Below are 21,642 nucleotides of genomic sequence, written 5' to 3'. Positions count from 1 at the left end.
CTCTCAACCTATCTGTACGCTATGATCAACCTCGCCGTATTGGGGCTCTACTTACTTATTGGTTTTATCCTGAAGCGTACCGGCAAATGCCCGGACAACACAGCGCAAGTTCTCAATCTCTACGTTATTTACGCTGCCTTACCCGGCGTTATATTCAGTAAAGTTCCGGCTCTGGAGTTTTCTACTGATCTGCTGATTCCGGTTGTTATTCCCTGGATTCTTTTAGCCTTTAGTGCTGTTTTTATATGGTTGTTAGGGCGAGCCTTTAAATGGCCCAGGGAAGTGGTCGGCGCGTTACTTATTTGTGTGCCACTGGGCAATACCTCGTTTTTTGGCTTTCCGATGATAGAAGCCTTTTATGGCAGTGACGCTATTGTTTATGGCCTGTTATACGATCAGTTCGGTTCCTTTTTTGGTCTGGCAATTTACTCGACCATTGTTATCGCCCTATACCGCGAGCAGGACAATAAACCCACAGTGGCCAGTGTTACCCGTCAAATTGTGACATTTCCGCCTTTTATCGCGCTCATTATTGCGTTGTTAACGAAATCTCTGGTTTATCCGGAAGTTTTTCAGCGGCTTATTGACTCGTTGGCGGTGACTTTAGTGCCGGTTATTATGATAGCCGTGGGTTTTCAGTTGAAATTCCGCCTGCCTAAGGGCAGTAAAACACCATTAACGGTAGGTTTATTGACGAAACTGGTTCTAATGCCCCTGATTACCGTTGGCTTATTGTATGGCTTCGGTTTTGACAGCACCCTGGTACAGGTGACTATTTTTGAAAGTGCCATGCCGCCTATGATCACAGCAGGCGCAGTGGCTATTATGGCTGGGCTGGCGCCGCGTTTGTCGGCGGCTATGGTCGGTTACGGTATCTTGTTTGCCTTTGTTTCCTTACCCATTGTTTACCAATTATTGCAGTTGCTCTCTGCGCATTGATATAAGAAATTTGACAGAGATGTGTCTAGATTCATAAAAGTGTCATATTCTTTAGTAATAATTGAACCATCAGTTCATATTAGGGAAACAATGCATGTCACGTAGAATTCTAATTGTTGAAGATGAAGCGCCTATTCGTGAGATGTTGAGCTTTGTTATGGAACAACACGGTTATCAAGCTGTGGAAGCCAACGACTTTGACGCTGCTGTCGATAAAATTGCCGAACCCTATCCGGATATGGTGTTACTGGACTGGATGCTTCCGGGCGGCTCAGGTCTGCAGCTGGCTAAAAAAATTAAAGGCGATGATTTTACCCGTAATATTCCTATCATCATGCTCACCGCAAGAGGCGAAGAAGAAGATAAAGTTAAAGGCCTGGAAGTCGGCGCTGATGACTATATTACCAAACCTTTTTCTCCAAAAGAGCTTATGGCCCGCATGCGCGCCGTTTTTCGCCGTGTTGCACCAACCGTGCTTGATGAACCGCTGGAAGTTGAAGGCTTAAAACTTGATCCGGTATCGCACCGTATTTCGGTCGATGACAAAGGCATCGATATGGGCCCGACAGAGTTCAAACTACTGCACTTTTTTATGACACACCCGGAGCGGGTATACAGTCGTGAACAGCTGCTGGACCACGTTTGGGGCACCAACGTGTATGTGGAAGACCGGACTGTTGATGTTCATATTCGCCGTTTGCGTAAAGCCCTGACCGAACATGGTTACGACCGTTTGATTCAAACGGTTCGGGGAGTTGGCTATCGTTTTTCAAGTCGCTAAGCGCAGGCTGATTTAGTATGGACAGGAACTATTCCAACTGGCAGTCACTGACCAGTCTTGGCCTATTTCTGCTGCCGTTTTTGTTTATTGGCTGGCTGTTTGACCTGTTCTGGCCGGTCATGGCTCTGGCGTTATTAGGGCTGGTCTGCTGGCATTATTATTATCAGCAAAAACTCATTAAATGGTTGTGGCAAAGCCGCACTCTCATGCCGCCGTCTGCGCCGGGTAGTTGGTCGTATATTTACGATGGTATTTATCGCTCGCAGCGCCGAAGCCAAAAAAGACGTAAAGCTTTAGCGCGCTTATTACGACGTTTTCGTGAAGCTGCTGAAGCTTTGCCTGACGCTGCTATTGTGTTCCGTGCCGACGGCGCGTTGCTGTGGAGTAACAAGCTGGCGCAGTTTTATTTCGGCTTGCGCTGGCCGGACGATGCCGGACAGCGGTTGTCGAACCTGATTCGACACCCTGAATTCTATGCCTACCTGAACGCTGGTAATTTTGACGAAGAACTAACTATTCCTTCACCCATTCGTGAAAGTCTGGATATTGAAATTCGTATTATGCCTTACAGCGAAGATCAGTTTCTTCTGGTTGCCCGTGACGTAACTCAGGTAAAACGTCTGGAGAACTTACGTCGTGAATTTGTGGCAAACGTGTCTCACGAACTGAAAACGCCGCTGACAGTGTTGCAGGGTTATCTGGAAATGATGGATGAGCCGCAGCAGACGCCACCGGCCATGCTGAAAAAAGCCGTCGAGAACATGAATGCGCAAAGCACTCGTATGGCCAACCTGGTGGATCAGCTACTCACCTTATCGCGTATGGAAACGCCAAGTAACGATGTCTTTGATCACGAAGTGGATATGCCAGCTTTGCTGGAACAGTTAGAGTCTGAAGCGAAGCGTTTAAATGAAGCGAAACAGCATAAGATTGAGTTTGAGGTTGCACCCGTGCGGATTTACGGCAAAGAAAACCTGCTGCGCAGTGCGATGCAAAACTTAATAACCAATGCCATTAATTACACACCCGACGGCGGTGAAATAAAAGTCACCTGGAAAACCGTAGCCGGTGGTGTTGAGTTCAGTGTTAAAGATAACGGTAAAGGTATTGCTGCAGAACACTTGCCGCGTCTTACCGAGCGTTTCTACCGGGTTGAGGATGATCGCAACAGTGCCAGTGGTGGCACCGGCTTAGGGCTGTCGATAGTTAAGCACGCCATAGAACATCACAACTCGCAATTAGACATTAATAGCTCGCTGAAAAAAGGCAGTCGTTTCTCATTTCGCATACCGAGTGGGCTATTAGTCAGTTAGTCATAAAATTTTCATATTGTCATAAAGTTGTCACATAACCGTCTTAAACTGACGGCAATTCGAGAACAGTTCAATAACCCTTAGAGGTGAATACACTATGTTTCAATCAACTTTGAACAAAACATTAACCGGTTTGGTTGTTGCAGGTTCGCTGGCGTTTAGTTCGTTAGCTGCGGCAACTGACGATTTACCAGAATACGAAAAAGTCAGCGGTTTATCAGGCAATTTATCTTCAGTTGGTTCTGATACCTTAGCTAATATGGTGACCTTCTGGAGTGAAGAGTTTAAGCGCAACTATCCAAGTGTGAACATTCAGGTGCAGGCGGCAGGTTCTTCAACCGCGCCTCCGGCTTTAACCGAAGGTACCTCAAACTTTGGTCCTATGAGTCGCGCAATGAAATCAAAAGAAATTGAATCTTTTGAAAAGCGTCACGGTTACAAGCCGACTCCGGTTCGCGTTGCCATTGATGCATTGGCGGTATTCGTACACAAAGATAATCCAATTGAAGGTCTGACAATTCCTGAAGTTGATGCAATATTTTCATCAACTCGTAAATGTGGCCTGAATGAGCAAGTGAATCGCTGGGGCGACCTGGATATGGATGGTGAATGGAGCAACCGCGACTTACAGCTTTATGGCCGTAACTCGGTATCCGGCACTTACGGTTATTTTAAAGAAGTGGCGTTATGTGATGGCGATTTCCGTTCGAACGTGAATGAGCAGCCAGGTTCAGCGTCTGTTGTGCAGTCAGTCTCTACCTCAATTAATGCGATTGGTTATTCCGGTATTGGTTATGTAACGTCAGGCGTTAAAGCGGTACCTATCGCCAAAGCCGAAGGCCAGGAATTTATTGGCGCGACAGCTGAGAATGCGTTGGCAGGTCAGTATCCATTAGCGCGCTTCCTGTACATTTACGTGAACAAGCACCCGACTAAACCTTTGGGCAAAGCGGAAGGTGAATTCCTGCGCATGATTTTGTCAAAAACAGGCCAGGATATCGTCAATAAAGACGGTTATATCGGCTTACCAAAAGCGGTAGTTGAAGCTGAACTGAAGAAGCTTGGTTTAGATTAATTTAACCTTCTAAAGGAATAGCCGGTAGCTTGCTGCCGGCTTTTTTTATAACTATTACGGCATTATTAAGAAATTATGACAGCGGTGTAACAATACTGTCATATTGTTCAACTAAACTGTCTGCAGACTTTTAGTAACGCGTATTCAAACTTGAGGTTTCTGATGGCATCACTGTCAGCTCAACAACTAGCCGCTAATCGGGGCCGATTATTTAAAGATCGCGCCGCACGCTATGGTGTCACCTTAGGTGGTATTATGGTTCTGGTAGCGCTGTTGCTTATCTTTTTCTACCTACTTTATGTTGTCCAGCCTATTTTTGAGTCGGTTTCCTTAAAAGAGGAACAGAGCTTTTCATTGCCAAACAGTGATGATGTAGAAGCACTTGGCATGGAAGAGCAGGCCGAAATTGGCTACCGTCTAATGAAATCGGGAAAATTTGAGTTCTTTGCGTTGGCCGACAAATCTATCGTTAAGCGCCAGGCCGGCGACATCATTGATTCAAAAGAAGTGGTTTCCGAGGACAGAATAACAAGCTTTGCCAGCACTCTGCCGGTCAACAAGCAGTACGCATACGGCCTGAACGATGGTACGGCGATGGTGGTTCAGCCTAAATTTAAAGTGTCTTTTGCTGAAGACCCTCAGACAGGCGCACTTGAGCGTACGATAATGCCGCGTGTTGAGGTATTGAATAATGCCGAACCATTAGTTGTCGATGAAAGTGGTCAAGCTTTAGAAAAGCTGGCTTACGAGAGCGATGGTGACACCATGATGTTTGCTGCTGTGCAGGGTGGTAATAACCTGCTTATTACCAAATACGCAGCAGAAGAAAACTTTATGACTGGCGAAACGACATTAAAGCCGGTTTTTCATAAAGTGACACTAAACGGTACTATCGATGACTTAATTGTCACTCCGGACTTACGTCAGGTTATGGCACGTCGCGGTAACCGAATTCACGTATTCGATGTCGGAATTTCAGGGCAGGTGACTGAGCGTGAATTAATGCTGGTTAATGCGCGTGAGCAGGGCAACGCCACGGGCCTCTATTTAATGGCCGGGGCAAGCTCTATATTGGTGACTCACGATACCGGGTTGGTAACACAGTGGTTCCAGGTATCGACAGATGAAGGTCGGCAATATCAATATATTCGCTCATTTGATGCTGGCTCGCCGGTTAAAGATATTGAAGTTGAATACTATCGACGTACTTTTTACACCGTTTCAGAAAACGGACAGCTGGGCATATTCTATACGACATCAGAGGCGGATCTGTACCGGGGGAACCCTCTGGAGTCCAGTTTAGAACATGTCATGGTCGACCCACGAGCCAACTACCTCATCATGCAGAGTGGTGATCGCTTCAGTGTGTTTGATATTAAGAACGAACATCCTGAGGTTACCTGGAGCGCTATGTGGCAGGAAGTCTGGTATGAGGGATACCCTGAGCCTGACTACACCTGGCAATCGACCTCTGGTTCCGATGACTTCGAAGCTAAATACAGTTTGGTACCCATTGCTTTTGGTACCATCAAGGCAGCAGCGTATGCAATGCTGTTTGCGGTGCCTATTGGTTTGGCAGCCGCGGTTTATACGGCGTACTTTATGTCTCCGTCGGTGCGTAAATACGTCAAGCCGACTGTTGAAATTATGGAAGCCTTACCAACCGTTATCCTGGGTTTCCTAGCCGGTCTTTGGCTGGCACCGATAATCGAGAGGTATCTTCCGGGCCTGATAGCCGTTTTGCTGCTGGTACCGGCAGCGATAATATTGACGGCATTCTTATGGTCGAAGTTACCTTCCCATATTCGTAACACCATAACCGACGGGCGCGCTGCGTTGTTGCTTATACCCATTATTTTGCTGGTTGGCTGGTTCTCGTTTGGTCTGAGTCCGTGGGTTGAGGAAGTCCTGTTTGACGGTAATGTGCGTGGCTACTTAACCAATGAACTGGGCATAACCTTTGATCAGCGTAACTCATTGGTTGTTGGTATCGCGATGGGCTTTGCGGTTATTCCAACCATCTTTTCTATTGCCGAAGATGCGGTATTCAGTGTGCCTAAGCATTTATCTAATGGCTCTCTGGCATTGGGCGCTACTCCATGGCAGACATTAACCAAAGTGGTTCTGCTAACCGCCAGCCCGGGAATATTCTCGGCGGTTATGATGGGGCTGGGACGCGCTGTAGGTGAAACTATGATTGTTCTGATGGCTACCGGTAATACGCCAATTATGGACTGGAACATCTTCGAAGGTATGCGCACCTTGTCTGCGAATATAGCGGTCGAGATGCCGGAATCTGAAGTTGGTAGCTCGCACTACCGAATCTTGTTCCTGGCGGCTTTTGTGCTGTTCATATTTACCTTCTTCTTTAACACCATTGCTGAATTTGTCCGTCAACGCTTGCGCGACAAATACAGCTCGATGTAATTCCGGAACAGAGGTTTATAGCAATGAATACATGGTTTAAATCCGGAAAGCCCTGGATCTGGTTAACCGCCGGTTCGGTCAGTATCAGCTTGATAGCCGTTATTGGACTGGTGCTTATGATTGGCTGGCGCGGGCTGTCTTTTTTCTGGCCTTCAGCTATTCACGAGATGTCTATTGAACAGGCTGACGGTTCAACGCGCACGTTAATTGGCGAAATTTATGAAAGCGAGTCGGTGCCAACGTCACGAGTGAGTGACGCAGGCACTATCATGGACGGCTATGAAGAAGAGGAAGTGACTCGTTACCTAATGAAAATTGGTAACCGTGAGTATGTGCCTCTCGATTTTGCCTGGGTGTTAGGGCCTGCGATTCGTGCGGACGAAACGCCAGCTGATCTGGCCGTTATTGAACGAACCAAAGATGGTAACTTTTATGGTTATCCAGTTGCGATTGAGCAGCAGGGGGAGCGAGTTGCGACACAAGGCAACTTGCGTGAAGAGCTGTTTCAACGCATGGAACGAGCGGTAGAGCTTAATGAAGAAGCCATGGCGCTGCAGGAAGGCGAAATAGGTGCGGTTAATTACAAACTAAACCAGCTCAATCTTGAGAGCCGCAGTCTTGAGCTTGAGGGGAACTTAACTCAGGAAGCCATGGACGACATTGAACGTCGTCGCGAAGAACTGCATAACGAGTATCTTGAATATGAAAAAGAGCTGTTTGCACTGCGCGATAAAGCGGGTCGCGATTCACTGATTATGCGCGACATGCGTGGTGAGGAAATAAAAGTACCTATGTATCAGGTGCTGGATGTGAACTTCCCTAACGACATGGGTTTTTTCTCAAAAATAGGGCATTTCTTCCAGCAAATTGGTAAGTTTGTATCTGAACCTCCGCGTGAAGCCAATACCGAGGGCGGTGTATTCCCGGCAATTTTCGGTACCGTTTTTATGGTGCTGTTAATGTCGATTATTGTGACGCCCTTTGGTGTTATTGCGGCTGTTTACTTGCACGAGTACGCGGGTAAAAACGCCGTGACCAAGCTGATTCGTATAGCGGTTATCAACCTCGCGGGTGTGCCATCTATTGTTTATGGTGTGTTTGGTTTAGGTTTCTTTGTCTACATGGTAGGCGGTAGTCTCGACCAGGTGTTTTATCCGGAAGCCTTGCCCAGCCCGACCTTTGGTACGCCAGGCGTTCTGTGGTCTGCGGTAACTCTGGCTATTCTGACTCTACCGGTGGTGATTGTATCGACCGAAGAAGGTTTGTCTCGTATTCCACCCTCGTTGCGCGAAGGCAGTTTGTCTTTAGGTGCCACTAAGTGGGAAACCATTTGGCGCATTGTTCTGCCTATGGCGTCACCGGCTATTATGACCGGTTTGATCCTGGCCGTTGCCCGTGCTGCAGGTGAAGTTGCACCATTGATGCTGGTGGGTGTGGTTAAGTCGGCGCCTATGTTGCCGCTGGACGGAAACTTTCCTTACTTCCATCTGGACAGAAAATTTATGCATCTGGGCTTTCATATTTACGACGTAGGCTTCCAGAGCCCGAACGTCGAGGCTGCCCGGCCGCTGGTTTACGCTACGTCTTTCTTGTTGATAACCGTTATTGTCGGTTTGAACTTAACAGCCATTGGCGTACGTAACCACTTACGTGAAAAATACCGCTCACTTGAGCATTAAAGTTGAGCACGAAAGTTTTGATGAATTAGCGAAAAGGTCTGAACTTATGATTTCGGTAAATCCGAGTACAAGCAACTTAGAAAAGCTGGACTTACACAACTTGCCAGCAGAACAGACTGCTTTAGATATTAAAAACCTGGATCTTTATTACGGTGAAGATCAGGCGTTGTATGATATTTCTATGCGCATTCCGAACAACCGCGTAACGGCGTTTATCGGACCATCGGGCTGTGGTAAGTCAACGCTTCTGCGCTGCATTAACCGCATGAACGACTTGGTTGAAATTTGTCGTATTGAAGGCCAGATTGATATGCACGGCCACAATATTTACGACAAGAACGTTGATGTAGCGGCGCTGCGTCGTCGTGTTGGTATGGTGTTTCAGCGCCCGAACCCGTTTCCTAAGTCTATTTATGAGAACGTGGTTTATGGTCTACGCTTACAGGGTGTAAAAGACAAACGTGTGCTGGACGAAGCGGTAGAAACGTCATTGCGTGGCGCAGCCTTATGGGATGAAGTAAAAGACCGCCTAAACGCCAGTGCGTTCAGTTTGTCGGGTGGTCAGCAGCAACGTCTGGTTATTGCGCGTTCTATTGCCATTGAGCCGGAAATTCTGTTGCTGGACGAACCAACGTCTGCTTTGGATCCTATTTCGACTTTGACCATTGAAGAGCTGATCACCGATTTGAAAGACAAATATACCGTGGTTATTGTCACGCACAACATGCAGCAGGCCGCGCGCGTCTCAGACCAGACCGCATTTTTGTATATGGGTAAACTGATTGAGTATGCCGATACTGATACTCTGTTTACGACCCCGTCTGAGAAGCAAACAGAAGATTATATTACCGGTCGTTACGGTTAAGGAGAGTGTCATGGATAAGATGAATATGAACAAGCACATTTCCGGCAAGTTCAACGAAGAACTTGAGGCTGTGCGTAACCGTGTATTGAGCATGGGTGGCTTAGTTGAGAAACAACTGCAGGATGCACTTCAGGCTATTCAAAAAGGCGATGCTGAACTGGCCGAAAAAGTTCTGACCAGTGACCATAAAGTCAATAAGCTGGAAGTGCAGATTGACGAAGAGTGCGTACATATTATTGCTAAACGTCAGCCCGCTGCCAGTGACTTGCGTCTGGTTATCGCTATTATCAAAACCATTGCCGATTTAGAGCGTATTGGTGATGAAGCCGAGCGTATTGCCAAAGTAGCGAAGGAAAGCTTCAATAACGACCAGCAGCAGCTGTTGGTGAGTCTGGAAAACCTTGGGCAGCAAGTATTAAGCATGTTGCATAAAGTTCTGGATGCTTTCGCGCGCATGGATCTTGAATCGGCTTACGACGTGCATCAGCAGGACGAACAGGCTGATCGTCAATATGAAGCGCTGACACGTCAGCTTATGACGTACATGATGGAAGACTCTCGTTCTATTCCAAAAATCATGAATGTTCTGTGGTCTGCTCGTTCTTTAGAGCGTATTGGCGACCGTTGTCAGAACATTGCCGAGTACATTATCTTCTTTGTGAAAGGCAAAGACGTGCGCCATGTCTCACCAGAGAGCATGGAACGCACGGTTATGGGTAGAAAAGACTAGAATAAGCGCCGGGCGCGAATCGTGCCCGGAATGTCTTTCAGTTGTTGTAGTACATCGGCACCGTTATCACTGTCGATATCCATCACTACGTAACCAACGTTCTCATCCGTTTGTAAGTACTGACCTACCACGTTAATCTCGTTGTCACTGATAATGCGGTTAATGGCGTTTAGCATACCCGGTTGGTTTTTATGAATATGCAGCAGGCGCTGCGCTGTTGCGTGCGTCGGCAGGCTAACCTCGGGGAAGTTCACCGCAGACAGGGTAGAGCCGTTATCGGAATAACGCACCAGTTTTCCGGCTACTTCAACGCCAATGTTTTCCTGAGCTTCTAAGGTTGAGCCGCCAATGTGTGGCGTTAACAGGCAGTTTTTCAGGCCGCGTAAAGGCGACAGAAACTCATCGCTGTTGCCTTTGGGCTCAACCGGAAACACATCAATAGCAGCGCCGGCCAGGTGCCGTGACGACAAGGCTTCGGCAAGAGCGTCGATATCCACAACCGTTCCGCGCGAAGCATTAATCAGCAGGCTGCCTGCCTTCATCCGCTCAATTTGGCGACGACCTATCATCCACTGAGTTTGCTCGGTTTCCGGCACATGCAGAGTGATGATGTCGGCCTGTGCCAGTAAGTCGTCCAACGTGGGAACGGACTGAGCGTTGCCCATGGGGAGTTTGTCTTCCACGTCAAAGTAACGAATGTGCATGCCCAGCTGCTCGGCCAATACGCTGAGCTGACTGCCTATGTGGCCATAGCCGACTATGCCCAGTATCTTTCCGCGTGCCTCATAAGACTGCTTAGCTGACTTCAGCCAACCGCCTTCGTGGGCTACGGCATTTTTTTCCGGAATGCCACGCAACAACATAATTATTTCGGCTAAAACCAGTTCAGCAACACTGCGGGTATTTGAAAATGGCGCGTTAAAAACGATAACACCGTGCTTCTTCGCTGCATCTAAATCAACCTGGTTGGTGCCAATACAGAAACAACCTACGGCAATGAGCTTTTCGGCAGCGGCAAACACACGGTCGTTCAGCTGGCTGCGTGAGCGTATACCCAGAATATGAGCGTCTTTAATTTTGTCGCACAGCTCGTCTTCGCTCAGCGAAGTCTGCAGTATTTCCAGATTATGGTAGCCATGATGCCGAAACAGCTGAATGGCGCTTTCATGAACGCCTTCCAGCAGTAAAACTTTGATTTTGTCTTTTGCCAGGGATATCTGCATTAGCCACTTACCTTCAGGGTTTGGACTCCGTCTTCACGAGCAATTAAAGCGATATCAGCGCCACGCTGGGCAAACAGTCCGTTAGTGACCACGCCGACAATATTATTCAGCTCAGCTTCAAGCTTCATTGGCTCCATAATATCGAAGTTATGCACGTCGAGGATCCAGTTGCCGTTGTCGGTGGTAAAACCCTGACGCCAGACCGGGTCGCCGCCCAATTTCACAATTTCACGGGCCACGTACGAACGCGCCATAGGAATAACTTCAACCGGCACCGGGAATTGCCCCAGGCGGCCAACCATTTTGCTTTCATCTGCAACGCAAACAAACTTTTTCGCTACTGCGGCAATAATTTTCTCGCGGGTTAATGCGCCACCGCCGCCTTTAATCATTTGACCGTGCTCAGTAATTTCGTCAGCACCGTCGACGTAAACGGGCACATCCACAACAGAGTTAAGCTCAAACACTTCAATGCCGTGCGATTTCAGACGCTCGGTTGAGGCTTCAGAACTGGATACTGCGCCTTCTATGTCATGCTTTCGTTCGGCCAGAGCATCAATAAAAAAGTTTACCGTTGAGCCCGTTCCGACTCCGACCACAGTGCCGTCTTCAATGTATTGCATAGCAGCTTCTGCTGCCGCTTTTTTGAGTGCATCAGCGTTGCCTGACATGAGCGTTTTTCTCCGTTTGATCTTCTATACGCGAGTATAAGGAATTTGTTGGTTTTTATCGACGTTTCTTTACTTCAGAAACGCCAGTGCTTTGCCGGTGTTATCACTTCCGGTAATGGAATGTCCCAGCTTTCGACGGGAATGCTTTCAAGCTGTTGTTCGTTATAGCTTAACCCTATGGGTGATAAGTTGGGTTGATAACCGCTATGCCATTGAGCCAAAGTGCGATCATAATAGCCGCCGCCCATACCCAGCCGGTTACCGTTTTGATCGAATCCGACAAGAGGCATAAGCAGTATCTGAATGTCCGATAGCGGCACCACATTCTGTACGTTTAATTCGGGTTCCTGAATACCGTACTTGTTGAGCGTCATTGGGGTATCAGGAGTATAGCGTAAAAACAGCAAATGACCTTTAGCAAACGGGTGAAGTACCGGCAAAACGGTGTTAAAACCCAGTTGCCATAGCTTTTCAATAACCGGAGCGGTTGGCAGTTCACCGTCAAAACTCTTATATACGGCCACTGTGGTTTGCTCTGGTTGCAGATGACTTAAACGAAGCTGCAGTTTATTGGCAACCTCGCGCGCTGCTGCCTGTTGTTGTTCGGCAGGTAAATTGCGGCGAATCTGCTGTAACTTGCGTCTAAGGTTCTGTCGGGTCATGCTAGAGTCTGCTTTTAGAAAAACGCTGAAGAATATCCTGAGGATAACCGATGAAAACAATAAAAACGATAGCTTTAGCCATGGTCGCCATGGCCTTTACGGTTGCAGCTTATGCTGTGCAAGCGCCACCTAAAGCCCCGGAACGTGACCGTGGCGAAGGCCCTTACGAACGCCTTATTTTACGTGGCGGAACCTTGGTTAACGGTGAAGGCGCGCCGCCCTTTGGGCCGGTAGACATCGTTATTGAGAATGACCGCATTGTCGATATTGTCAGTGTGGGCAACCCCGGCGTGCCAATTAAGCCGGAAGGGCGGCCTGAAGCGGGCGCTAACGACAAAGAACTGGATGTGAGCGGCAAATACGTTCTGCCCGGCTTTGTTGATATGCACGGGCACATTGGCGGCTCGGCAAAAGGCATTCCGGCGGAATACGTGCTGAAGCTATGGTTAGGACATGGTATTACCACCATTCGAGAGCCGGGCAGTTTTAATGGCCTGGACTGGGTTCAGTGGCATGAGAAACGCGCTGCGGACAACCGCATTACGTCACCCCGAATTGTTCCTTACGTAGGCTTTGGTCAGGGCCGAGATGAGCCTATTTACAACGCGGAACAGGCACGCGAGTGGGTTCGTTATATTAAAGGCGAGGGAGCAAAAGGTATTAAGTTCTTTGGTGCCTCGCGTAAAGTAATGGAAGCGGCGCTGGACGAAGCCAACAAGCAGGGCTTAGGCACTATGATGCACCACGCGCAACTTAATGTGATGTCAATGAACGCATTAGATTCAGCACGTTCAGGCTTAACCTCAATGGAGCATTGGTATGGTTTGCCGGAGGCTTTGTTTGAAGAGCAGCGCGTGCAGGACTACCCGGCAGATTATAACTACAACAACGAGCAAAACCGTTTTGAAGAAGCCGGGCGTTTATGGAAGCAGGCGGCAGAGCCGGGCTCTGAAAAATGGAATGCGGTGCGTGACGAACTCATTGAACTGGACTTCACCATTAACCCCACCTTAACCATTTACGAAGCCTCGCGTGACTTAATGCGTGAGCGTCAGGCTATTTGGCATGACGAATATACTCTGCCACGGTTGTGGGACTTTTTTGAACCCAGCCGCTATGCGCATGGTTCGTATTGGTTTGACTGGACCACGGACAACGAAATTGCCTGGAAAAAGAACTATCAGAAATGGATGGCGTTTTTGAAGGACTTCCATGAAAACGGTGGCCGTATTACCACTGGCTCGGATTCAGGCTACATCTACAAAATTTACGGCTTTGGTTATATTCGCGAGCTGGAGTTATTGCGTGAAGCGGGTCTAAACGCGTTGGAGGTTATTCATGCTGCCAGCCTGGCAGGTGCCGAAGCGCTGAATATGGAAGACGACATTGGCTCAGTGGCCATTGGTAAAAAAGCCGATATGGTCATTGTGAACGAAAACCCGATGGATAACTTTAAAGTACTGTATGGCACCGGGCATTTCAAACTAGATGATAATAACCAGCCAATGCGCACTGAAGGCATTCAGTACACCATTAAAGACGGTATTATTTTCGATGCTCAGCAACTGTTGCAGGACGTTAAAGCCATTGTTGCTGAGGAAAAGGCGGATCGCCAAAAATAAGGGTGGCTTCCCAAGGTGCCGCTGCTGGCTGTAGCCCTTGAACCCATTGGTTCAAGGCGGGGAGCAAATGGTATCTGCCGTAGGCTTCCCGGTTCAAGCCGGGCTTGCTCATGGCAGGCCAGTGATCCCCTTTTAATACAAGCATCGGCTCAGGGACATAAGCCTGCTGGCAAACACCCCAGGAAACCGCAAAAGGGTTTACAACGTTGCTTTAGGTTAACCGTTAACGATTACGTTGTGAGCGTTGCTCACTCATAGCCTGTTCAATGGTTGCCTGAAGCAACTGAATTTTCTCTTCCAGTTTAGCAGTTTTTGCAGACTGTTCATTTTGATCCTGAATCCATTCATGACACAAATTCAGGGCTGTCATTACTGCTATCTGTTCCACATTGGTCAGTTGGGTCCGTTCCTTGGTTTCTTCAAGCCTTTCATTAAGCGCATCCGCCGCTTGCTGTAACGCACTCTCCTGCCCAATGGGACAAGCGACCTTGTAATTACGTTCCAGCAATTTTATATCCATGGTTTTTGCGGTCATTCAAAGACTCCTTGCAACTGACTCAACAGCGTTGATAACGGCATTATGGCATGAGCTACCGGTGTTTGTCAGCTAGCGATTACGTAAAGCCAGTGTTAGGATTAGGGCAAGATTAACCAAAGGCAGAATGTGAATGTCGACTCGTTTTAATTATGACCGTTTAGTTGAGCTTTACGCACAATACGATATGACGCCAAGTGCGTCGGAAGTGCAGGGCATGTTAACCGGGCTAATAGCCACCGGTAGTGACGCCAAAAGCAATGAATTAATGATATTAATGTCAGACCTGGCATACGACGGCCAGGGCTTGCCCGTCGAGCTGGAGAACTTGCTGCAACAGCAGGCCGAAGAAATTGAACACTCGCTGGGCGATGAAGATTTAGGCTACCGCTTGTTGTTACCTGAAGACACCACGCCGTTGTCTGACCGCTTAAGCGCACTGGCTGGCTGGGTTAACGCCTTTTTAGTGGGCTATGGTGTGAATCAGGAAAATATGACCAACTTAAGTGGTGACTTAAAAGAAGCCATTGAAGACATGGTCGAGCTGGCAAAAATAGAATTTACCGACGACGGTGATGAGGAAGAAGAACGAGCCTACACCGAAATTGTCGAGTATCTGCGTATTTCAGCCATGATGTGCTACACCGAGTTAGGCCGAAAAGAACAACCCGCGAACCAGCCGCCTAAAACTTTACATTAATTACTGACGGAGTTGAGGTCGTTGATGAAAGACGTTATTCCGCAGGACGAATTTAACCAGCGCCGGCAGCAGTTACTGCAATTGTTGCCGCCAAATTCACTGGCACTGGTTGCAGCCAGCAGTGAAGTTACCCGTAGCAACGATACCGAGTTTCCGTTTCGGCAAAACAGCGACTTTTTCTATTTAACCGGTTTTAACGAACCGGACGCTGTGTTGCTGCTGATCAACGACAGCAACCCACGCAGTGTTTTATTCTGTCAGGACAAAGATCCAAAGCACGAAGTTTGGCACGGGTTGCGTCTGGGTTATGAAAATGCCGTTGAAGCCTTAGCTGTTGATAGCGCAGAAGACCTAGATACCTTGCCCGAGCGCTTACCTGAATTGTTGCAGGGCATTGAATCGGTTTTTTACCCCATGGGCGAAGATTCAATATTGGCGGAGCTCGTCAGCGAAGCTCGTGACGAAGTAAGTGTTAAAGCCAGACGAAGCGGCAAACTGGCACCTCAAAGCTTGTCTGATTTACGGCCTGACCTGGACGCCATGCGTTTAATTAAGTCAGCCGCAGAAATAGCGGTAATGAAAGAAGCGGCACGTATAAGTTCGGGAGCGTTTCGTCGCATTATGCGTTTTGTTGAAGACGGTAAGCACGAGTATCAGGTAGCGGCGGAGTTGCATCATGAGTTTGCTATGAACGGCGCTTTGCATCCGGCGTATGGCATTATTAGCGGCGGCGGAGCAAACGCCTGCATTTTGCATTACACCGACAACCGAGACGTTCTGCGCAACGGCGATTTACTGCTGGTGGATGCCGGCGCTGAATATCAGGGCTATGCCGCCGATATTACCCGCACCTTCCCGGTGAATGGCAAGTTTAATGAGCCACAGAGCATACTTTACAATTTAGTGCTGGAAGCCCAGCAGGCCGGCTTTGCTGAAATAAAACCCGGCAGTAACCTGGTTAATGCGAGCGAAGCCGCAGCGCGGGTCATTAGCGACGGTCTGACGGAGCTTGGTATTTTAACCGGTGACGCAGAAGAGAATTTCAAAGAGCAGCGCTGGAAAACCTATTTTATTCACGGATTAGGCCACTGGCTGGGTCTGGACGTTCACGATGTGGGTCGTTATCGCAACAGTGAAGGCGAGCCGATTTCCTTTAAACCCGGCATGGTGCTGACGGTGGAGCCGGGCATTTATATTCCGGAAGACGCCGAGGTTGATGAAAAGTGGCGCGGCATCGGCATTCGCATTGAAGATGACCTGGTAGTAACAGCCGATGGCTTTGACAACATGACCGCCGGCGTACCAAAAACCATTGAAGAGATTGAAGAATGGATGAAAAGCCAGTAACTCAGGCTGATGTGGTTATAGCCGGAGGCAGCTTAGTGGGTGCCTTGACCGGCTTAATGTTGGCACAGCAGCGGCCGGACTGGCGTATTGTGGTGTGTGAACCACGAGCCGAAGGCCCGCCCGCCGACAAACGCATTATTGCGCTGGCAGCTGCCTCAGCAAAGCGGTTACAAAGCCTTGGCGCGCTCGATGGCATTGACACTACCCCAATAAAACACATTCATATTTCTGATCGTGGTTTTGCCGGCGCAGCCGAATTACACGCGGAACATGAAAAAGTTGAAGCGCTGGGGCGCGTGGTTTCGGCCTCAGAGCTGGTGAATAACCTATACCTGAGTTGCCAGAAACAGCCTAATTTAAACTGGTTGTCCGGTGTGCGACTGGAGTTACTGGAACAGCAGCAGGATCAGGTTGAACTCACTCTGGATAACACCCAGAAATTACAGACTAAGTTGCTGATTGGCGCCGATGGCCAGAACTCGCTGGTGCGCGAACAGCTGGAATTAAAATCCGATACCTACGACTACGGTCAGTTTGGCTGCATTGCTACCTTGGACATGAAGCAGCCCTTAGATGGCTGGGCTTTTGAGCGTTTTACCGAAGCCGGACCCATTGCTTTGTTGCCCATGCAGAATTCGCAGGCCTCATTGGTGTGGAGCTTTACCGAAAAGCAGCGTGAAGCCGCCGAACAATGGTCAGATACCGAGTTTCTACACCGTTGTCAGCAGGCCTTTGGCTACCGTGCAGGCTTATTTACCGGGGTCTCGAAGCGGGTTTTTTATCCGCTCATTTTACGCCGGGCTAAACGCTCAACCCATCACCGCAGTGTTATTATTGGTAACGCCTCGCATGCGTTACACCCCATAGCCGGGCAGGGGTTTAATCTGGGCTTGCGGGATACCGAAGTTTTATGTGAAGTACTGGCAACAACCGATGACCCCGGTCATTTCCGCGTTTTACAAGGCTACGAGCAGAACCGCGAACGCGACTATCAGGCCATTATTAAGCTGACCGACGGCCTTGTGCGTGGTTTCTCCAACCATTATTTACCCACCGTTGTGGGTCGCAACAGTGCGCTGATGTTACTGCAGCATTGTTCGCCGCTGAAATCCGCCTTTGCACGCTTAACCATGGGGATGAAACCATGACCATGAAACGCAAAAAGTTAGATGTTGTGATTGTTGGTGGCGGCATGATTGGCCTGAGCCTGGCGATACGTCTGGCTCAGCAGAACCGGCGAGTGATGGTGCTGGAAAGACATTCGCAGCCTGAACTTTCTGACGAGCTGGCTTTACGGGTGAGCGCGTTGAATGATCGCAGTCGCAGCGTATTAAAAGACTGCGGAGCCTGGCCTTTAGTGCAGGAACACCGAAGCGGCCCCTACCAGAGCATGCAAGTGTGGGACAAAGACAGCCCGGCGCACATTGAGTTTTCCGCAAAGGAAATTAACGCCGCAGATTTAGGCGCTATAGTTGAAAACAACGTGGTGGAGCACTTCTTGTGGCAATGTGCTGAACAGGCCGGTGTTGAGATTTTACAGACGCAGCAGTGGACAATGGTTCACGCTGGCGATGAGTCTCATCCTGCGGAAATAGAGGTTGGTGAGTGGTTACTGTCAGCTGATCTTATAATTGGTGCCGACGGTGGCCGTTCGAAAGTGCGTCAGTATGCTGAATTACCAATTTCTTTCTGGGACTACGGACAGCAAGGCATTGTGGCGAACATTCGCACGGAGCAGCCGCATAATGGCGTGGCTCGTCAGGTGTTTTTACCCACAGGGCCGCTGGCGCTTTTGCCAACGCCTGACCCTCATACCGTTTCTATTGTTTGGTCTGCCGATGAGGAGCTTGCCAGAAATATGCTTAATGAGCCCGCTGAACGCTTTGCAAAACAGGTGGAAACAGAGTCAGGGCGAGTATTAGGCGGCTGCGAGTGTGTGTCTGATATAAAAGCCTTTCCGCTTAGAATGCAGTATGCCCGCCAATGGTATCAGCATCGTATTGGTTTGGCTGGTGACGCGGCACACACTATTCATCCGCTGGCCGGGCAGGGCGCAAACTTAGGCTTTGGTGACGTGAAAGCCTTAACCGAGAAACTTGAGGGTGCGGATTTATCCTCGCTATCGCAACTGCAGCGTTCATTGAGTGCATACCAACGCGAGCGCAAAGCCGACGCTCAGCTCATGATAGCGGCAATGGAAACGTTCAAACGCGGTTTCGGCACAGCAAACCCAGTAGTAAAAGGCCTACGAGCCCTGGCCTTCGCACTGCCAAACAAACTCACCTTTTTAAAACGCAAGCTAGCCGAAGTGGCTCTGGGCTAGGTGGCGGTGGTTGCTACGTACTGGTCCGGGAGACGCCCGTAAATACGTCCCTGTAGGGCTTGGGCGTCGCCATCCATGGCGCCGCACACTCCCTGACCAGTACGTACCAACCATAGGCGCCACCTATTCCGTAGCTCAGCTCTCGTAGCCTGACGTTCACGTCAGGTGAGATGTTCAAATCCGCGCTTTCAGGTAGTCGGCTAATTGAGAGGCAGCGCTTGAGGCACCGCCGGCCAGGCGCATAATCACGTTGACTGAACCGGGGTTGGGTAAGGGTTTGTTATCAGAAAAACTTTCCAATATGGGAATATCCTTCGGTACCGTACTTTTAGCCAGAACGGTAATGCCTAGTCCGCTGTTCAATGCTGCAGTCAGTCCCGAGAAGTCTGTATTGGTATAAGTGATACGATAAGGCTGATGCGCTCTTTGTAAACTTTGTTCTGCCCTGCGCCGATAAATACAGCCTTCAGGAGCAACCACCATAGGCCAGCCGGGTTGCTCTAATAAGCCGGGTAAGCCCACCCAAACCAGCTCTTCGCGCTGAATCAAAACATCGCTTTTATTGGTCTGTTCGCGCAGTGCCAGAATAATATCGAACTGTTGTCCTAGTCCGGACAGTAAGTCTTTACTCAACGCTGAAGTCACCTGCAGTGTCACCTGCGGGTAAACCTGAGCAAACTGACCCAGCACTTTAGGCAGCAGACTGGACGCGAATTCACTGGTAATACCCAGCCGCACTTTACCGCTAACCTGTTGCGGTTCGAACTGCGCCCAGGCCTGGTCATTCAGCGCCAACATTCGCTGGGCGTAGTCAAACAGAACGTCCCCATCGGCGGTAAGGGCAAAGCCGCTGCCCTGCCGGGTTAGCAGTGCAACGCCCAGTTGCTGCTCCAGCTTTTTAAGCTGCAGACTAATAGCAGGCTGAGAACGCCCCATGCGTTCGCCGGCGAGTGTCATACTGCCCAGCTCAATCACCGCACTAAAACTGCGTAAGGCTTCTAAGGATAAATGTTTCATTGGTTCGCTTTATAAAGTCATTACTGTGTATTTGAAAAATTAATACCATTATAAGCATTATTGATTTTAAGTTTAAACGAATCACGCCTATAATTTGCGCCCATACACACGCACATAAAGTGAACAGAAAAGGAACACGGTATGGGTAGCAGAACGCCACTGTACGAAGCACACGTAAAAGCGGGTGCAAAGATGGTTGATTTTCACGGCTGGGACATGCCGCTGAACTATGGCTCACAAATTGAAGAGCACCATGCTGTACGCCGTGACTGCGGTGTTTTCGATGTGTCGCACATGACCATTGTTGACGTAGAAGGCCCACAGGCTCAGGCGTTTTTGCGTTACCTGCTGGCGAACGACGTTGCCAAGCTGAAAACCGAAGGCAAAGCACAATACACCAGCATGTTGAATGAAAACGGCGGTGTTATTGACGACCTTATTGTGTATTTCTTCTCAGAAACTGCTTATCGCATGGTTGTTAACTCAGCCACCCGTGACCGCGACCTGGCATGGATTGAAAAAGTTGCTGCCGATTTTGATGTCACCACCAAAGAGCGTGACGACATGGGTATGCTGGCTTTGCAGGGCCCTAAAGCCGCTGACAAAATCCAAAACGTATTAACCGCAGAGCAGTACGCAGACATTGACGGCATGAAGCCTTTTGTCGGCAAAGACGTTGGCGATTACTTTATTGCGACCACAGGTTACACCGGCGAAAAGGGCTACGAAATTGTGGTTCCGGCCGAGCAGCTTGAAGCCTTATGGAATGACTTACTAAAAGCTGATGTTGCTCCATGTGGACTGGGTGCTCGTGATACACTGCGTTTAGAAGCTGGCATGAACCTGTATGGTCAGGACATGGATGAAAACATCACGCCGCTGGAAGCCAACATGGGCTGGAGCGTAGCGTTTGAACCGGCTGACCGCGACTTCATTGGTCGTAAAGCACTAGAGCAGAAAAAAGCTGAAGGCCACGACAAGTTAGTCGGCCTTGTGATGGAAGAGAAAGGCGTACTGCGTCACGGTCAAAAAGTAACCGTTGAGGGTGGCGAAGGTATCATCACTTCTGGTACATTCTCGCCTACACTTGGTTTCTCAGTTGCAATGGCTCGCGTTCCATCAAGTGTTGGTGATACAGCGGAAGTGGAAATGCGTAAAAAACAAATGCCGGTGAAGGTAGTTAAGCCAGGTTTCGTCAGAAACGGTCAATCTGTTTTATAATCGAACAAGATTCAATACATTCCGGGTACGCCGGTTAGAAGGAAAGTAAAATGAGCAATATTCCAGCAGATTTGAAATACGCATCAACTCACGAGTGGGTTCGTGACGAGGGCGACGGTACCTTTACAGTAGGTATCTCTGAGCACGCGCAGGAACTTCTTGGCGATATGGTGTTTGTTGAGTTACCTGACGTAGGTGACAAAGTGGCAACAGGCGACGACATTGCTGTCGCTGAATCTGTAAAAGCAGCGTCAGACATCTACGCACCAATGACCGGTGAAGTGGTTGCGATTAACGAAGACCTGGAAGATGCCCCTGAAACCGTTAACAACGACCCTTACGGTGACGGCTGGTTATTCCGTATAAAAGCAGATGACAGCAGCGAGCTGGACAACTTGCTGGACGCAAATACTTACGAGGCTTCAATCGACGAAGACTGAGGCCATTGGCGCATAGCACCAATGACACAGAGCGTCCTGAGCCCCGGAAATTAGCCGGGGTTCATTGTTTTT

General features: G+C 48.9%; 20 protein-coding genes and 1 other RNA gene. 15 read left to right on the top strand and 6 right to left on the bottom strand.

The genetic code is table 11. From position 1 onward, the window contains the following. Positions 1 to 21 precede the first annotated feature (21 nt). From DET62_RS12575 to phoU, 8 genes are all read left to right on the top strand, one after another. Positions 22 to 939 carry an AEC family transporter gene (locus DET62_RS12575; RefSeq protein WP_110014111.1) on the top strand — a complete coding sequence of 306 codons (918 nt, stop codon included), beginning with the start codon at positions 22 to 24 and terminating at the stop codon, positions 937 to 939. Positions 940 to 1,033: 94 nt separating this feature from the next. Next, positions 1,034 to 1,720 carry a phosphate regulon transcriptional regulator PhoB gene (gene phoB, locus DET62_RS12570; RefSeq protein WP_011235339.1) on the top strand — a complete coding sequence of 229 codons (687 nt, stop codon included), beginning with the start codon at positions 1,034 to 1,036 and terminating at the stop codon, positions 1,718 to 1,720. 17 nt (positions 1,721 to 1,737) lie between these two features. Then, positions 1,738 to 3,033: a phosphate regulon sensor histidine kinase PhoR gene (phoR, locus tag DET62_RS12565; protein ID WP_110014110.1), complete on the top strand. Its 1,296-nt coding sequence runs from the start codon at positions 1,738 to 1,740 to the stop codon at positions 3,031 to 3,033. 97 nt (positions 3,034 to 3,130) lie between these two features. Further along, positions 3,131 to 4,108 (top strand): phosphate ABC transporter substrate-binding protein, encoded by a 978-nt coding sequence (locus tag DET62_RS12560; protein ID WP_011235337.1) that lies wholly within the window; start codon positions 3,131 to 3,133, stop codon positions 4,106 to 4,108. Positions 4,109 to 4,270: 162 nt separating this feature from the next. After that, a complete protein-coding gene (locus tag DET62_RS12555) occupies positions 4,271 to 6,535 on the top strand; it encodes an ABC transporter permease subunit (RefSeq protein ID WP_110014109.1) in 2,265 nt (754 codons plus the stop codon). A gap of 23 nt (positions 6,536 to 6,558) precedes the next feature. After that, complete coding sequence (gene pstA, locus DET62_RS12550; RefSeq protein ID WP_011235335.1) at positions 6,559 to 8,214, top strand: phosphate ABC transporter permease PstA; 1,656 nt, start codon at positions 6,559 to 6,561, stop codon at positions 8,212 to 8,214. A 46-nt stretch (positions 8,215 to 8,260) separates the two neighbouring features. Next, positions 8,261 to 9,079 carry a phosphate ABC transporter ATP-binding protein PstB gene (gene pstB / locus DET62_RS12545; protein WP_034822279.1) on the top strand — a complete coding sequence of 273 codons (819 nt, stop codon included), beginning with the start codon at positions 8,261 to 8,263 and terminating at the stop codon, positions 9,077 to 9,079. Positions 9,080 to 9,089: 10 nt separating this feature from the next. Further along, positions 9,090 to 9,809 (top strand): phosphate signaling complex protein PhoU, encoded by a 720-nt coding sequence (gene phoU, locus DET62_RS12540; protein WP_110014108.1) that lies wholly within the window; start codon positions 9,090 to 9,092, stop codon positions 9,807 to 9,809. Here phoU and serA read toward each other — a convergent pair. The 3 genes from serA to DET62_RS12525 form a co-directional block, all read right to left on the bottom strand. Beyond that, positions 9,806 to 11,032, bottom strand: a complete 1,227-nt coding sequence (gene serA, locus DET62_RS12535) for a phosphoglycerate dehydrogenase (RefSeq protein ID WP_110014107.1) — start codon at positions 11,030 to 11,032, stop codon at positions 9,806 to 9,808. The two genes, phoU and serA, sit on opposite strands and share 4 nt — an antisense overlap. Next, the gene (gene rpiA / locus DET62_RS12530; RefSeq protein ID WP_110014106.1) at positions 11,032 to 11,703 is read right to left on the bottom strand and encodes a ribose-5-phosphate isomerase RpiA; all 672 of its coding nucleotides are present in this window, start codon (positions 11,701 to 11,703) and stop codon (positions 11,032 to 11,034) included. The genes serA and rpiA overlap by 1 nt, the downstream gene beginning before the upstream one ends. Positions 11,704 to 11,777: 74 nt before the next feature. Next, the gene (locus tag DET62_RS12525) at positions 11,778 to 12,365 is read right to left on the bottom strand and encodes a 5-formyltetrahydrofolate cyclo-ligase (protein WP_034822288.1); all 588 of its coding nucleotides are present in this window, start codon (positions 12,363 to 12,365) and stop codon (positions 11,778 to 11,780) included. A 50-nt stretch (positions 12,366 to 12,415) separates the two neighbouring features. Here DET62_RS12525 and DET62_RS12520 point away from each other — a divergent pair, with 50 nt between their 5' ends. Beyond that, on the top strand, positions 12,416 to 13,987 hold the full coding sequence (locus DET62_RS12520; protein WP_110014105.1) for an amidohydrolase family protein: 1,572 nt from the start codon (positions 12,416 to 12,418) through the stop codon (positions 13,985 to 13,987). Positions 13,988 to 13,990: 3 nt separating this feature from the next. Here the strand turns inward: DET62_RS12520 and ssrS are convergent. Next, positions 13,991 to 14,175, bottom strand: a non-coding RNA gene (ssrS, locus tag DET62_RS12515) — 6S RNA. 35 nt (positions 14,176 to 14,210) lie between these two features. After that, entirely contained in the window at positions 14,211 to 14,522 is a 312-nt protein-coding gene (gene zapA, locus DET62_RS12510; protein WP_011235328.1) for a cell division protein ZapA, read from the bottom strand. Between the two features lie 133 nt (positions 14,523 to 14,655). Between zapA and DET62_RS12505 the strand changes: the two genes are divergently transcribed. The 4 genes from DET62_RS12505 to DET62_RS12490 are packed head-to-tail and all read left to right on the top strand — an operon-like array spanning position 14,656 to position 18,892. Further along, positions 14,656 to 15,222 carry a UPF0149 family protein gene (locus DET62_RS12505; RefSeq protein WP_011235327.1) on the top strand — a complete coding sequence of 189 codons (567 nt, stop codon included), beginning with the start codon at positions 14,656 to 14,658 and terminating at the stop codon, positions 15,220 to 15,222. A gap of 24 nt (positions 15,223 to 15,246) precedes the next feature. Next, positions 15,247 to 16,569 (top strand): Xaa-Pro aminopeptidase, encoded by a 1,323-nt coding sequence (gene pepP / locus DET62_RS12500; RefSeq protein ID WP_110014104.1) that lies wholly within the window; start codon positions 15,247 to 15,249, stop codon positions 16,567 to 16,569. Further along, a complete protein-coding gene (gene ubiH / locus DET62_RS12495; protein WP_110014103.1) occupies positions 16,551 to 17,717 on the top strand; it encodes a 2-octaprenyl-6-methoxyphenyl hydroxylase in 1,167 nt (388 codons plus the stop codon). Before pepP ends, ubiH begins: the two co-directional genes overlap by 19 nt. Next, positions 17,714 to 18,892 carry an FAD-dependent oxidoreductase gene (locus DET62_RS12490; protein ID WP_110014102.1) on the top strand — a complete coding sequence of 393 codons (1,179 nt, stop codon included), beginning with the start codon at positions 17,714 to 17,716 and terminating at the stop codon, positions 18,890 to 18,892. Before ubiH ends, DET62_RS12490 begins: the two co-directional genes overlap by 4 nt. A 174-nt stretch (positions 18,893 to 19,066) precedes the next feature. Here the strand turns inward: DET62_RS12490 and DET62_RS12485 are convergent, their stop codons facing one another. Then, positions 19,067 to 19,909 (bottom strand): LysR family transcriptional regulator, encoded by an 843-nt coding sequence (locus DET62_RS12485; protein WP_110014101.1) that lies wholly within the window; start codon positions 19,907 to 19,909, stop codon positions 19,067 to 19,069. A 141-nt stretch (positions 19,910 to 20,050) separates the two neighbouring features. Between DET62_RS12485 and gcvT the strand changes: the two genes are divergently transcribed. Both gcvT and gcvH read left to right on the top strand, forming a co-directional pair. Continuing rightward, positions 20,051 to 21,130: a glycine cleavage system aminomethyltransferase GcvT gene (gene gcvT, locus DET62_RS12480; protein ID WP_110014100.1), complete on the top strand. Its 1,080-nt coding sequence runs from the start codon at positions 20,051 to 20,053 to the stop codon at positions 21,128 to 21,130. Positions 21,131 to 21,180: 50 nt separating this feature from the next. Then, positions 21,181 to 21,570, top strand: coding sequence for a glycine cleavage system protein GcvH (gcvH, locus tag DET62_RS12475; RefSeq protein ID WP_011235321.1), 390 nt, complete (start codon positions 21,181 to 21,183; stop codon positions 21,568 to 21,570). Positions 21,571 to 21,642: the final 72 nt, after the last annotated feature.

The organism is Idiomarina sp. H2 (assembly GCF_004364275.1).
GTDB lineage: Bacteria > Pseudomonadota > Gammaproteobacteria > Enterobacterales > Alteromonadaceae > Idiomarina > Idiomarina loihiensis.
Note: the sequence above shows the minus strand (reverse complement) of the source record. Positions and strands in the feature narration are given on the sequence as shown.